We start from the raw sequence: 13,672 nt of genomic DNA, 5'->3' as shown, positions 1-13,672 counted from the left end.
TGTGTAAAAGCGTCCGCCACCTGTCTCTGTCGAGGTATCCAATGAAAGTACCAGCTATCGCACTCGCGCTTTTGTTTGTCGCCCCTATGGTTATCGCCCAGGCTGGCGGCGGAGAGGTCGCTGTCCAGCAGGTCCAGAAAGTCACCTTCAGCGATGCGAAACTGGAGAAATTTGCCAACGCCTATCGTTCTATTGTCGACCTGAGCCGCGAATATGCGCCGAAGATCAAGGCATCGAAAAACATCGAGGAGACGGAAGCGCTGAACCAGGAAGCACAGGGCAAGATGCTCTCGGCGGTCAAGGCAGCGGGGCTGAGCAAAGAGGAATACCAGGAAATCGCCAACCGGTTGAAAACCGACCAGACACTGGTCAAGAAGATCAACAAATTGCTGCAAAAACAGCAATAGTCGATAAACAGTCTCCAATGATCACTTACCGGCTCGCTGGTAAGTGATCATTGGGGCACTTCCAAAAATCGCGAACCTGCTTTTGGACGTAGGGTGCGCCGGGACAGAAAATTGCTCCTGCATTTTCTGTCACGGCGCACCCTACAGCATTAATTTTTAGAGGCGGCGTTGCCGATCAACTGTGCGGCGGGACGCAAGAGCGTTGTATGCGCCAAATCATTCGGGGGCCGGCGAAGACACACCGAGCACCCTGCAGATAACCGGTAACTGTTCCCGCACCCACTGCCGATCGAAGGAACCCCAGTCTTTCAGCACATAGTAACCATCGTTGTTGCGCACACCCTGCTGAACAAATTCCACCCGGGTGCCGTGCCCCGGCAGGCCCTTGGCGATAATGTCCTGCACTGTGCGGCGCGGCCAGCCTGTGGCCTCCTCCAGTGCCGGGTTGTTGGGCTTGGGCAGGGTTTCGATCAGATGGGCGATCAGCATGCGCCGGCAGATGGTGGGATTGAGCTGCTTTTCCAGTTCCGGATTCATAGTGCTGTCCTGTTGTACATAGGCTGTTTGTAGCACAGCTTCACCCCTGCCCCAAACCTGAATGCAGTACCGGTGACATCCAACCCGTGCCCGGCCGGTCACTTATCGCCATTCACCCAAACCTGACTTTCCCCGCCGCATTGCGCATAATCCCGAGTCCAATCCACATCGACTGGGGACAGGACAGTGGAGACAGAAACGCAAATCGAGCGCGAGGCACATCCGGGTATCCTCGCCGCCGCGGTACAGGCGCAGCTGGCCGGGGCCCGGGCGGCGGGGCTGGACTGTCGGCAGCTGCTGCTGGATGCGGAGATAGATCCAACCCTGCTGGAGGAACCCGACAACCGCATCCCCCGCGAGCGTGTGGCACTTCTGCTGCGCCGGGAATGGGACCTGCTGGCGGACGAGTCCGGCGGCTTCCTGGCCCGCCCCTGGCTCCCCGGCACCTTCGCGATGATGGGCCACGCCTGTATCAGCTGCCCCAACCTGCGCCGAGCGCTGCTGCGCTCCGGACGCTTTGTGTCCATGGTCAGCGACGACTTGCAGATCAAGCTGGTGGAGGATGGCGAAGAGGCCCGCCTGCTGATCCACCACGGCAATGACCGGCGCCTGCCCAACCAGATTTTCGTGGAATCCCTGGCGCTGATCTGGCTGCGCTTTTTCAGCTGGCTGATCGACCGCACCATTCTGCTGGAACGGGTGCACCTGGCCTTCCCGCCGCCGGACTACAACGAAGACTACAGTGATATGTTCCCGTGCCGGCACTACTTCCACCAGGGGGAGACCTGCCTGGTGTTCAGCACCCGCTATCTGCAGATGCCGTTGGTACGCGATGAACAGCAGCTCGCCGAATTTCTCGGCCGCGCTCCCGAATGCCTGCTGGCCCAATACAAATCCGACAACAGCTACACCGGACGCGTCCGCCGCATGCTGCAAAACCAGGGCGGGATCGAAAACCTCTCCCTGGACGACGTGGCCGCGCGTCTCTACACCTCGCCGCAGACCCTGCGCCGTCGGCTGAAGGAGGAGGGCAACAGCTGGCAGGACATCAAGGACTCGGTGCGCCGGGACATGGCCGTGTACCAGTTGAAAAAACAGGAGACCGCGGTGGCGGAGATCGCCGAGCGCCTGGGTTTTTCCGAGCCCAGCGCGTTCAACCGCGCGTTCAAGAAGTGGACCGGGCTGGCGCCGGGGGCCTATCGGGAGAAATTCCGCGGCCCGTAGATACCCAGTCTCGAATTGAGCTCACGACTCGTCATACCGGCGCAGGAACGTCATGCCGGACTGGATCCGGTACCGGTATCCAGTCTGGTGGCCCCTGGGTTCCGGCCTGCGCCGGAACGACCAAAGCGTGTGCTCACCCCCTCTGTACCGCCGAACCTACTACCCAAAGGTCACCACCCGCACACTGATGCGGCGGTTTTTCTCCTTGCCCCCTTCGGTGCTGTCGTCGGCGATCGGTTTGGCCGAGCCCATACCTGTCGCGGTTATCCGGTTGCCATCGATACCCTTGTCCACCAGCATCTGGCGCACAGCCTCGGCGCGCTCCTCGGAGAGCTGCTGGTTCGTCGCCTCGTCGCCCTCGCCGGAAGTGTGGCCCTCGATGGCAATGGTGACCCCAGGTTTCTCCTGCAGAATTTTTACCAATGCCTCCACATCCGGCACCGACGGGCTGGTGACCGTGGCGCTGTCCGGAGCGAACTGAATGCCCAGGGGAAATTCGCGGTTGGGGTCCCGGGCGGGGTTGTTCAGGTACTCGCGAAAACTGCTGGAAAAATTGCCGCCCGTCACCCCCTCCATAGTGGTATCCCGGGAAGTTGTTTCCGGTACGGCCGGCGCAGAAGGAGTCGCCGGTTCGCCGGTAATCACTGTTTCATCCTCCAGGATCACCGCGCTGGGCCTGTCCTCCACGCGATCTTTCCTGGCACACATATTCAGCGCGTAGAGTGCCGCCAGGGCGATCAACAGCGGCCAAAACCACTTGCCGAAGCTGCCGCCACGCCTGCGCTCCTCCGGAGTCCGCGCCGCTTGGGGTTCCGCGTGCCCGCGAGAAAAAGCCCGCGCCCCTTCACCGAGGCTCTCAAAGCTGGTGACCCCCAACTCCTGCAGCATGTCGCCCGGCAACTTATCCTCGATATAAGGTTTCTGCTCCAACAGCAGCGTGGCCAGCCCACCCATATCCAGGTTCTGGCTTCTCGCCTTTTGGCCCAGGACCGACATGGTTATCGGGGCAATCACCCTCAGCAGATTGCCGCCGGTCTCGACATTCAAACCCAGCGACGAGGAAAAAGCCCGGATGATGTTGCCCCGTTTGTTTCCGAAAATGGTATCGAGCATGTCGTCACCATTTTCCTGCAGGCCGCTCATCCGCTCCGAATCCCTGGAAATATGGCTAAGCGAGGATAAATCCAGCTCGCTGTGGCCGGTGACCATATTGAGCATGCTGCCCAGGCCGCTGCGGTCGGTGCCCCTGTGCAACATACCCGCGATGGTGGTGGCCATCCCCGCCTTCAGAGCAGACTCCCCCTTCCCCGCCGGAATGCCCAGGGCGCTGTCCATAGCACTGATGCCGGTAGGGCCCAGCTGCCGCTCAGCCACCTCCAGTAAATTCTCCGCCATAGCGAATCCTCGTCGTTTAAAACAACAAAAACGTCTCTCCTGAGTGTATGGCAGCGTTATCTTCGGGTTAGTCCGATTCCGAATAGTTGGCGGCCCGGACCCCCGGGTGAATCTATGGTCATCCCGCCAGCGGGCGTCACTACTGCTGACGCCTTTTATCATTTGCACCATCCCGGAGCGCGACTAACTTATAGAGATTCAAACAATAACCAGCGAGGCAACCATGCCCAGCGAAGCCTATATCTACGACGCCATCCGCACGCCCCGGGGCAAAGGCAAGCCCGGCGGCGCTCTCTACGAAGTCAAACCCGTCACCCTGCTCGCCGACCTGTTGCGCGAACTGCAGCGCCGCAGCGGTCTCGATACCGCGCAGGTGGACGATATCGTGATGGGCTGCGTCACCCCGGTCGGCGACCAGGGCGCGGACATCGCCAAGGTCGCCGCGCTGGTGGCGGGCTGGGACGAGAATATCGGCGGTGTCACCCTGAACCGCTTCTGCGCCTCCGGCGCGGAGGCGGTGAACCTGGCGGCGGCCAAGGTGCGCTCCGGGTGGGAAACCTTGGTAGTGGCCGGCGGGGTGGAATCCATGTCCCGGGTGCCCATGGGCAGCGACGGCGGAGCCTGGGCGGAGGACCCGCACACCTCGATGGAGATCGGCTTCGCGCCGCAAGGCATCGGCGCCGACCTGATCGCCACTCTGGGCGGCTTCAGCCGCGAAGAGGTGGACCGCTTCGCGCTGCAGTCGCAGCAAAAGGCCACCGCCGCCTGGGAGAGAAACGCCTTCGGCAATTCCATCGTGCCGGTGCGCGACCGCAACGGCCTGTTGATCCTGGACCGGGACCAACTGGTGCGCCCGGACACCTCCATGGAGGGGCTGGCGCAGTTGAAACCCTCCTTCGCCACGCTGGGGGACCTGGGCTTCGACAGCGTCCCCCGCGCCCGCTACCCCCAGGTGGAAAGCATCCGGCACGTACACACCGCCGGCAACTCCTCCGGTATCGTCGACGGCGCCGCGGCGCTGCTGATCGGCAGCGAAGCCGCGGGGCGCGACCTGAACCTCACTCCCCGCGCGCGTATCGTCTCCGCCGCAGTCGTGGGCACGGACCCCACCATCATGCTCACCGGCCCGGCGCCGGCCACACGCAAGGCGCTGGCGGTCGCCGGCTTGCAGACCGAAGACATCGACCTGTTCGAAGTGAACGAAGCCTTCGCCGCGGTGGTGCTGCGCTTCCAGCGCGAACTGGATATCGACCCCGAAAAGATCAACGTCAACGGCGGCGCCATCGCCATGGGCCACCCCCTGGGCGCCACCGGCGCCATGCTGATCGGCACGCTGCTGGACGAACTGGAGGCGCGGCAACTGCGCTACGGGCTGGTCACCCTCTGCGTGGGCGGCGGCATGGGTGTGGCAACCATTATCGAGAGGCTCTAAAAATGGAAATTGGCAAGATGAAATCCATTCGCCTGGAAAAAGACAGCGACAATATCGCCCACCTGATCCTGGACAACCCCAACGCCTCCGCCAATGTGATGGATCGGGATTTTACCGAGTCCCTGCGCGAAGCTGTCCAACAGCTGCAAAACAGCGATTTCACCGGCATCGTCATCCGCTCCGCCAAAAAAACCTTCTTTGCCGGCGGCGATCTCAAGGCGCTCTATGCGGCCAAACGGGAAGACGCGGGGGGGTTCTTCGACAGCTGCGAGGCGCTCAAGGCGGATCTGCGCTGGCTGGAAACCCAGGGCAAACCGGTGGTGGCCGCGATCAACGGCGCCGCTTTGGGAGGAGGCTGGGAAATCTGTCTCGCCTGTCACCAGCGCATTGCACTGGACAGTGGCGCGGTCAAAATCGGCCTGCCGGAAGTCACCCTGGGGCTGCTGCCCGGCGGCGGTGGCTGCACGCGTATGCCGCGCCTGCTCGGCCTGCAAAATTCCCTTCCCTACCTGTTGGAAGGCAAACAGTTGAATGCCCGGCGCGCGCGGGAAGCCGGCCTGATACACCAACTGGCGCAAACCCCGGAGCAACTGCTGGAACTGGCGCGCGCATTTATTCTCGCCAACCCGCAGAGTCAGCAGCCCTGGGACAGCCCCGATTACCGCATGCCCGGCGGCGATGCCAACAACCGCAAAAACACCCAGCTGCGGATCATTGCCCCGGCGATGCTCAGGCAGAAGACCAAAGGCTGCCTGCCGGCACCGGAGGCGATCCTCGCCACTGTGGTCGAAGGCGCCCAGGTGGATTTCGATACCGCCAGCCGTATCGAATCCCGCCATTTTGTCGAACTCGCCTGCGGCCCGGTGGCAAAAAATATGATCGGCACCTTCTGGTTCGGCAAAAACGCCGTCGAGGCCGGCGACTGCCTGCCGGAGGCGGTGCGCAAAGAAATGCGAGCGGAAAAAATCCAACCGCTGCGCAAAATCGGCATCCTCGGCGCCGGCATGATGGGCGCGGCCATCGCCTATGCCTGTGCCGGAAAGGGCGTGCAGGTTGTACTTAAAGATATTTCCGCGGAGGCCGCGCAAAAGGGCAAGGGTTACGCCGACAAGTCACTGCAAAAACGCCTGCAACAGGGAAAGACCGACGAGAACTCCGTGCGGGAAATCCTCGACCGCATCCAACCCACCGCAGACCCACAGGACCTTCAGGGCTGTGAACTGGTGATCGAGGCGGTTTTCGAGGACCGAAAACTCAAAGCCGAAGTCACCGTCGAGGCGGAGGCGCAATTGGCCGAGAGCGCAGTCTTCGCCTCCAACACCTCCACCCTGCCCATTACCGGCCTGGCCCGCGCCAGTACGCGGCCAATGAATTTTATCGGCCTGCATTTCTTCTCCCCCGCGGACAGGATGCCGCTGGTGGAAATCATCCGCGGCGAACAGACCTCCGACGACACCCTGGCCCGGGCCTTCGCCTTTGTGCGGCAGATCGGTAAGACACCGATCGTGGTCAACGACAGCCGCGGTTTTTTCACCTCGCGGGTGTTCGGCTGCTACACCAACGAAGGTATTGCCATGCTGGGAGAGGGCGTCTGCCCGGCGAGCATCGAAAACGCCGCCGCACTGGCGGGTTTCCCGGTGGGACCGCTGGCGGTCAGCGACGAAGTGTCGCTCACACTGATGGGCAAGATTCGCCAGCAGACTGTTGCCGATCTGGAGTCGGAGGGGAAAACCCCGGCCGCCCATCCCGCGGATTCAGTGGTGGACCGCATGCTGGAACTGGGCCGCACCGGAAAAGCCTCCGGCGGCGGCTTTTACAGCTACCCGGAAGGCGGGAAAAAACATCTGTGGCGCGGACTGGAGGAAGAATTTCCCGAAGCCGAACAGCCGCCGCTGGTGGATATCGAGGAGCGGCTGCTGTTTATCATGGCCCTGGAGACCCTGCGCTGTTATAACGAGAAAATCCTGCGCAGTGTGCGCGAAGCCAATATCGGCTCCATCTTCGGTATAGGCTTTCCGCCCTGGACCGGCGGCGCCCTGCAAACTATCAACCAGTACGGCCCGGCGGAATTCGCCCGCCGCGCCCGGGAACTGGCGGAGCGCTACGGCGAGCGTTTTGAACCACCGGAAATGCTGTTCGACAACCGCCCCCTGGCCGATCAATAACAACTTTGTGGGAACGGCCCCTGGGAACGCCGAGCTCCAGCTCGGCTTGCGGGCCGCAGGCCCGCTATCGCGGCCAACGGCCGCTCCTACAGTGAAAAATAACGCAGGAGAAAAACCATGATCCCGAGAACCGTCTTCACCGAGGAACACGAACAGTTCCGCGACACCGTGCGCAAATTCCTGGAAAAAGAAGCCGCGCCCTTCCACAGCCAGTGGGAAAAAGACGGCCAGGTGGACCGCGCGCTCTGGACCAAAGCCGGGGAAATGGGTTTTCTCTGCCCCCAGGCGCCGGAGGCCTACGGCGGCCTGGAAGTGGATTTCGGCTACAACGCCATCATCGACGAGGAAATAGCCCGCGCCGGCCTCACCGGCATCGGCTGGGGACTGCACTCGGATATCGCCGTGCCCTATATCGTCAACTACGGCAGCGAAGAGCAGAAACAGAAATACCTGCCCAAGTGCATCAGCGGGGAAATCGTCACCGCCATCGCCATGACCGAGCCCGGCGCCGGCTCCGATCTCCAGGGCGTGCGCACCACAGCGATCAAAAAGGACGATCACTATCTCCTCAACGGCTCCAAGACCTTTATCACCAACGGCCAGCACGCCGACCTGGTAATCGTGGTGGCCAAGACCAATCCCGAAGCGGGTGCCGCGGGCACCAGCCTGCTGCTGGTGGAAGCGGACAGCCCGGGATTCAAAAAGGGCACCAACCTGGAAAAAATCGGCATGAAAGCCCAGGACACCTCGGAGCTGTTTTTCGACGACGTCAAAGTGCCGGCGGAAAACCTGCTCGGCGCCGAGGGCCAGGGTTTTATCTACCTGATGCAGGAGCTGCCCCAAGAGCGGCTGAGTGTGGCTCTCGGCGCAGTCGCCAATGCCGAGGCAGCGCTGGGCTGGACACTGGACTATGTGCGCGAGCGCAAAGCCTTCGGCCGCGCCATCGCCGGTTTCCAGAACACCCAGTTCAAACTGGCGGAGATGGACGCGGAACTCACCGCCATGCGCGTATTCGTCGACCGCTGCCTGGAACTGCACTACGACAAAAAACTCGACGTAGCCACCGCGGCCAAGGCCAAACTGCTCACCACCGACTTCCAGTGCAAACTGCTCGACGAATGCGTGCAACTGCACGGCGGCTTCGGCTACATGTGGGAATACCCCATCGCCCGCGCCTGGGCGGACGCGCGGGTACAGCGCATATACGCCGGCACCAACGAGATTATGAAGCTGATTATTTCCCGTGAACTGTTGAAGGAATAAAAATGGGCCGGGACTGGCGAGAACCGTAGGATGGGCAAAGCGCAGCGTGCCCATCAACTCCGGGTGATGGGCACGCTGCGCTTTGCCCATCCTACAGCCCCCATGTAGGAGCCTGCTTGCAGGCGAAAAAGCTACGAAGCCCTGATCCGTTCGCCTGCAAGCAGGCTCCTACAGCGAAATCGCGAACTCCACCTATCGGCAAACAGTCATGTCCAACAACAAAGCCCCACTCAACGGCCTGAAAATTCTCGACTTCACCACCCTCCTCCCCGGCCCCTACGCCACCATGCTACTGGCGGACATGGGCGCCGACGTACTGCGCATCGAATCTCCCACGCGGCCGGACATGTTGCGCGGCCTGCCCCCGATGGTCGGCGCGAACAAGAACATCTCCGCCGCCCACGCCACCATCAACCGCAACAAAAAATCCCTGGCCCTGGATTTAAAAAACCCCAAGGCGGTGGAAATCGTGCGGCGACTGCTGGTGGAATACGACGTGGTGCTGGAACAGTTCCGCCCCGGGGTAATGGACAACCTCGGCCTCGGCTATGAAAACCTACGCGAAACCCGCGAAGACCTGATCTACTGCTCCATCACCGGTTACGGTCAAACGGGGCCCCTCAACGACCGCGCCGGGCACGATATCAACTACCTGGCCCTGTCCGGCTTGGCCAGCTATTCCGGGCGCAGAGAAGGGGGGCCCAGCCTCGCCGGCACCCAGGTCGCGGATATCGCCGGTGGTTCTCACCACGCGGTAATGTCGATTCTCGCCGCCGTTTACAAGCGCAGCCAAAGCGGCGAGGGCAGCCGTATCGATATCGCCATGACCGACTGCGCCTTCGCCATGAACGCCATATCCGGCGCCTGCGCCCTGGCCGGCGGCGGCGACCCGGAAATCGAGAGCGAACTGCTCAACGGCGGCAGCTACTACGACTACTACCGCACCGCTGACAACCGCTATCTCTCCGTGGGCAGTCTGGAACCGCAGTTTGCCGAACGTTTCTTTACCGCGCTCGGCAAACCCCAGTGGCTCTCAAGGATAGTGCAGGAGGACCAGCAGGAATCCCTCAAGGGGGACATCGCCGAACTCATTGTCCAGCAACCACTGGACCAATGGATGCGACTGTTCGCGCATATCGACGCCTGCGTGGAACCGGTACTGGATTTTCTCGAGGCGGCGCAGAGCCAGCAGATGCAGCAGAGGCGAATGATTTGCGAGGCGACGGACAGTGGTGGCGAAGCGATCGCACAGATCAACACCCCCTTCCTGTTCGACGGCGAAAAGCCGCAACGGCACAGCGCCGGCGCCCCGCTCGGCGCCCATTCGCGGGAAGTGCTGGCTTTACTAGGGTACATCGCCAAGGAGATCGAACAGTTGCACGAGCAGGGGGTTATTGCCTGAATCGCGCGCTACTGTTTCGATCCGCACAGCGCTTGCCAATTGAAGCCGGATAGCAGAAACGGGCAACTTGGCTGAAAACCCTTCTCCATCCGGCCCGCATTGCGCTAAAGTCGCCGAATGTGCGCTCCAGACATCAACCATACGGAAAGAGAGACCATTATGGCTAAAAAGGAAATCAGTGAGATCAAGCGGATTTTCACCTCGAGACTCGACGTGCTCGATCAGATCCTGTCGGTCGGTGAAGAGCATTTTTCGGATATGGACGCGATTATGCAGGAGCGCCTCGCCGAGGACATGTTCCCGTTTGGCACCCAGATCGCATTCGCCTGTAACCAGCCCAGGGGATTTTCCCAGTGGTGTGCCGGCCAGCCCATAGAGAACCTCAGTGCGGAAGTGGACTCCCTGGCCACCGCGCGTGCGCATATCGCGCAAACCAGGGAGCTGGTTACCGGCATTGACGTGGATGACAGCAAGCTCGATGAAATCAAGCGCGTTGGCCTCGGGCCCGGCAGATACTGTGAACTACCGGCCCGGCAGTATTTGAACGACTTCCTGATGCCCAACCTGTATTTTCATATCACCACTGCCTATGCGATTCTGCGCAAGCTCGGCGCCCCGCTCGGCAAGACGGATTTTATGACCTATCTCAAGCCCTACATCATGGAAGAAGCCTGACGGTTTCTATTTACTGGATGGAACCTGGATAAGACCAGGTCCCGGACTGAAAGACAGAAATACAACGATTTCGTAGGATGAGCAAAGCGCAGCGTGCCCATCGCAGATCCGGCTGATGGGCACGTCGCTACGCTCCTTTGCCCATCCTACGGTCAGCGGCAATTTGGCCCGGAACTTTCCGGGCCCGCGCCTCGCTCAGTCCGCTACAGATAGCTCCGCCATCTGCGTCAGCTTCTCGCTATCCAATAATGTCAGCTCACCCAACCCCAGCTTCTCCAGCCGGCTGAACTGCGTCTCACGATCGCCGACCACTACCCAAATCATCGAATCCGGCTGCATGTAAGTGCCGGCAATCTTGCGCACCGTGTCCACGGTCATGGCCTTGCTGATAGCCTCCCGCTCCCGCACATAGTCGGCGGGCCAGTCGTAGCGGCTCATGCTTTCCAGCAGGCCGAGCTTGGCGCTCGCGGTTTCGAAGGCGCGGGCGTTGCTGCGGATGAGATAGGAGCGCGAGGTTTCCAGGTCCTGCTCGGTATAGGTGAGCGCATAACCCTGGAGGATGTCGTGGATCAGCTGCACCGATTCCGCGGTGACATTGGCGCGCACGCCGGTGCCGATCATAAACTCGCCCTGGGTTTTGCCGGCGGAAATTCCGGAGCGGATACCGTAGGTGTAACCCTTGCCCTCGCGCAACTGCTGGGTGAAGCGCGAGGCGAAGCCGCCACCGCCGAGGATGTAGTTGCTGAATACCGCCGGATAGTAATCCGCAGACAGCGCGGACATGGCCGGGCGGCCGATGCGCAGTACCGACTGCTTCGCGCCCGGCACGTCGACGAAGTAGATACCCGGCGCGGCAGCCACGGATTCGGGATCGGGAATTTTCACTTCCTGGGCCGGCCAGCGTTTGGCCAGGGAACTCGCCGCCTTCAGGAAATCCTCGCGGGCGATATCGCCCACCACATGGGCGCGGCTCACCAACGGCGACAGGTAATCGCGGTGGAAGGCCCGCAAGTCGTCCATGGTGATGGCGGCCACGGACGCCTCGGTGCCGAGCCGGCTGTAGCCGCGAATGCTGTCCGCGCCGTGCAGCAGGCGCACAAAGGTCTTGCCGGCGATGGCATTTGGTTCGGCAGCGGCGCGCTTGATGCGGCTGATGACGCTCTTCTTCGCCAGCACCAGTTCGCCCGCATCCCAACGCGGCTCCAACAGCATTTCCTCCACCAGCGCGAACACCGGCTCGAAGTTGCGCGCCAGTGTGGTGACGTCGAAGCGGAGCGCTTCTTCACCGGCGGAGATGCTGATGCTGGCCCCTAGTTTCTGGATCGCCGTTTCCAGTTCTTCCGGCGTGCGCCTGGCGGTGCCACGCTCCATCAGCATCGCGGTGAGGTTGGCGACGCCGATCTTGTCGAGCTGCTCATGCAGCTGGCCGCCGTCGATCACCAGGCTGAAGTTGACCGTGGGCACCTCGCCGTTTTCGATACCGGAGACCTGCAGGCCGTTGGCCAGCTTCTCCTGCCACACCTGCGGCACCGCAGTTTGGGCCGGCTCGCCGTAGGAAGGCTCTTTCGTGCGGTCGAAGCTGGACGGGGTCCGTTCATAGTCCGCCTGCACCGAGGCATCGAACTGCTCCTCGGCGCCGGTGACTATCTGCTCTTCCACCACCTGCGCCGCGGTGGAATCCGCCAGCGCCAGTGCCTTCTCCCCGCGCGGCACGAAGCTCGCCGCCACAAACGGCTTGTCCTTGAGGTACTTGCGGTACACCCGCTGCACGTCTTCCGCGGTCACCGCCAGCAGGCGCTGGATATCCTCGCTCACATAGCCGGCGTCGCCGGTGTACACCTGGTACTGGGCCAGCTGGAAGCCCTTGCCCAGCACGCTGGAAAGGCCGTTGTAGAAGCCGATCTCCTGCCCGGCCTTGATGCGCTCCAGGTCCTCCGCGGCGATGCCCTCCTGCTCGAACAACGCAAAGGCCTCTTCGATCGCCGCGTAGACGGCGTCCAGGTCGCGGCCCTCGAAGGCGTTGACCCGCAGCTGCACCTGCCCGGCCAGCTCGGAATCGTAACTACCCATGGACACACCCGCGGTCAGCTGCTGGTCTTCCACCAGCACCCGGTACAGGGGCGCGCGCTTGCCGTCCGACAGGTATTCCAGCAGCACCGCCAGTGGGTAGCTATCCGGGTGGTAGCGCTCCACCCCCGGCCAGGCGAGCGTCAGCGCCGGCTCGCGGGCGAAGTTGTCCTCAAAGTAGCGGCGCACCGTCTCCTTCAAGACCGCCGGCTGCCTGGGCGCGCGCGCGATGGGCTCGCCCGCCGGCACCTCGTCGAAGTACCTGTGCACCCAGGCGCGGGCCTGCTCGGGATCGAAATCCCCGGCCACCACCAAGGTCACGTTGTTGGGCACATACCAGCGGCGGAAGAACGCCTTCACATCGCCGAGGGTTGCGTTCTGCAGATCCTCCAGCGAGCCAATCACCTGCCAGTGGTAGGGGTGGCCCTCCGGGTAGAGATTGCGGTCGATCACGTACTGGGTGTGGCCGTAGGGGCGGTTGTCGACGCTCTGCCGCTTCTCGTTCTTCACCACCTGCTTTTCCTTGGCCAGCACCGGCTCGGTCACCGTATTGATAAACCAGCCCAGCTTGTCCGCCTCAGCCCAGAGCATCTTCTCCAACGCATCCCTGGGCACCGTCTGGTAGTAGTTGGTGACATCGCGGGAAGTGGAACCGTTGGCCCCGGAACCGCCGATACGCGCACTCATCGCATCCAGCCCGCCCTTGCCCAGGTTCTCCGACTCCAGGAACAGCAGGTGCTCGAACAGATGGGCAAACCCCGTGCGCCCCACCTTCTCCCGCGCCGAACCCACATGGGCCGTCAGCGACACCGCCACCACGGGATCGGAGCGGTCGATATGGAAGAGGACGTTGAGGCCGTTCTCCAGCTGGAATTGCTGGTAGTCGATGGCGAATTGGGACGAATGTTCTGATTGCGACTTGGACTCGGGCTTGGAGCGGTCGCAGCCCAGCAGGCCGAGGGCCGGGGTGGAGGCGGCTGCCAGCAGGGCCATGGAGGCCGTGAGGTTCCTGAGCATGGGGGTTCCTGTGCTTTGTTATGGGTGGGAAGATAGCAGGAGTGGTGGGGTTGAGCGACTGAACAGGATGACGCAGGGGATGCTTGGG

Annotated in this window: 10 protein-coding genes; 7 read left to right on the top strand and 3 right to left on the bottom strand. The window is 62.1% G+C overall.

Annotated elements, in window-relative coordinates; all coding sequences use genetic code 11:
* Nucleotides 1-41: 41 nt before the first annotated feature.
* A complete protein-coding gene (locus tag PP263_RS18525; RefSeq protein ID WP_308365394.1) occupies nt 42-407 on the top strand; it encodes a DUF4168 domain-containing protein in 366 nt (121 codons plus the stop codon).
* 216 nt (nt 408-623) lie between these two features.
* Here PP263_RS18525 and PP263_RS18520 read toward each other — a convergent pair whose 3' ends face one another.
* On the bottom strand, nt 624-944 hold the full coding sequence (locus PP263_RS18520; RefSeq protein ID WP_308365393.1) for a helix-turn-helix domain-containing protein: 321 nt from the start codon (nt 942-944) through the stop codon (nt 624-626).
* Nucleotides 945-1,130: 186 nt separating this feature from the next.
* On the opposite strand from PP263_RS18520, the gene PP263_RS18515 reads away from it, so the two are divergent.
* The gene (locus PP263_RS18515; protein WP_308365391.1) at nt 1,131-2,168 is read left to right on the top strand and encodes an AraC family transcriptional regulator; all 1,038 of its coding nucleotides are present in this window, start codon (nt 1,131-1,133) and stop codon (nt 2,166-2,168) included.
* 159 nt (nt 2,169-2,327) lie between these two features.
* On the opposite strand, the gene PP263_RS18510 is transcribed toward PP263_RS18515, so the two are convergent.
* A complete protein-coding gene (locus PP263_RS18510) occupies nt 2,328-3,563 on the bottom strand; it encodes an OmpA family protein (RefSeq protein WP_308365389.1) in 1,236 nt (411 codons plus the stop codon).
* Between the two features lie 223 nt (nt 3,564-3,786).
* On the opposite strand from PP263_RS18510, the gene PP263_RS18505 reads away from it, so the two are divergent.
* The 5 genes from PP263_RS18505 (at nt 3,787) to PP263_RS18485 (ending at nt 10,500) form a co-directional block, all read left to right on the top strand.
* Nucleotides 3,787-4,995, top strand: coding sequence for an acetyl-CoA C-acetyltransferase (locus PP263_RS18505; RefSeq protein ID WP_308365388.1), 1,209 nt, complete (start codon nt 3,787-3,789; stop codon nt 4,993-4,995).
* A 17-nt stretch (nt 4,996-5,012) separates the two neighbouring features.
* Nucleotides 5,013-7,160: a 3-hydroxyacyl-CoA dehydrogenase NAD-binding domain-containing protein gene (locus PP263_RS18500; protein WP_308365386.1), complete on the top strand. Its 2,148-nt coding sequence runs from the start codon at nt 5,013-5,015 to the stop codon at nt 7,158-7,160.
* Between the two features lie 117 nt (nt 7,161-7,277).
* Nucleotides 7,278-8,423: an acyl-CoA dehydrogenase family protein gene (locus PP263_RS18495; protein ID WP_308365384.1), complete on the top strand. Its 1,146-nt coding sequence runs from the start codon at nt 7,278-7,280 to the stop codon at nt 8,421-8,423.
* A gap of 208 nt (nt 8,424-8,631) precedes the next feature.
* Nucleotides 8,632-9,825, top strand: a complete 1,194-nt coding sequence (locus PP263_RS18490) for a CaiB/BaiF CoA-transferase family protein (protein ID WP_308365382.1) — start codon at nt 8,632-8,634, stop codon at nt 9,823-9,825.
* Nucleotides 9,826-9,984: 159 nt separating this feature from the next.
* The gene (locus PP263_RS18485; RefSeq protein WP_308365380.1) at nt 9,985-10,500 is read left to right on the top strand and encodes a DUF1993 domain-containing protein; all 516 of its coding nucleotides are present in this window, start codon (nt 9,985-9,987) and stop codon (nt 10,498-10,500) included.
* 195 nt (nt 10,501-10,695) lie between these two features.
* Here the strand turns inward: PP263_RS18485 and PP263_RS18480 are convergent, their stop codons facing one another.
* A complete protein-coding gene (locus tag PP263_RS18480) occupies nt 10,696-13,584 on the bottom strand; it encodes a pitrilysin family protein (protein ID WP_308365377.1) in 2,889 nt (962 codons plus the stop codon).
* Between the last annotated feature and the right edge of the window lie 88 nt (nt 13,585-13,672).

This window comes from Microbulbifer sp. TB1203, assembly GCF_030997045.1.
Taxonomy (GTDB): Bacteria; Pseudomonadota; Gammaproteobacteria; order Pseudomonadales; family Cellvibrionaceae; genus Microbulbifer.
The sequence above is the reverse complement of the archived record's forward strand: the minus strand, read 5'-3'. Positions and strand labels throughout refer to the sequence as shown.

Excerpts from the sequence above, each read along its gene's own strand:
- PP263_RS18510 (WP_308365389.1), bottom strand. The coding sequence starts at position 3,563 with ATGGCGGAGAATTTACTGGAGGTGGCTGAGCGGCAGCTGGGCCCTACC.
- PP263_RS18500 (WP_308365386.1), top strand. The coding sequence starts at position 5,013 with ATGAAATCCATTCGCCTGGAAAAAGACAGCGACAATATCGCCCACCTG.
- PP263_RS18480 (WP_308365377.1), bottom strand. The coding sequence starts at position 13,584 with ATGCTCAGGAACCTCACGGCCTCCATGGCCCTGCTGGCAGCCGCCTCC.
- PP263_RS18520 (WP_308365393.1), bottom strand. The coding sequence starts at position 944 with ATGAATCCGGAACTGGAAAAGCAGCTCAATCCCACCATCTGCCGGCGC.
- PP263_RS18525 (WP_308365394.1), top strand. The coding sequence starts at position 42 with ATGAAAGTACCAGCTATCGCACTCGCGCTTTTGTTTGTCGCCCCTATG.
- PP263_RS18495 (WP_308365384.1), top strand. The coding sequence starts at position 7,278 with ATGATCCCGAGAACCGTCTTCACCGAGGAACACGAACAGTTCCGCGAC.
- PP263_RS18485 (WP_308365380.1), top strand. The coding sequence starts at position 9,985 with ATGGCTAAAAAGGAAATCAGTGAGATCAAGCGGATTTTCACCTCGAGA.
- PP263_RS18505 (WP_308365388.1), top strand. The coding sequence starts at position 3,787 with ATGCCCAGCGAAGCCTATATCTACGACGCCATCCGCACGCCCCGGGGC.
- PP263_RS18490 (WP_308365382.1), top strand. The coding sequence starts at position 8,632 with ATGTCCAACAACAAAGCCCCACTCAACGGCCTGAAAATTCTCGACTTC.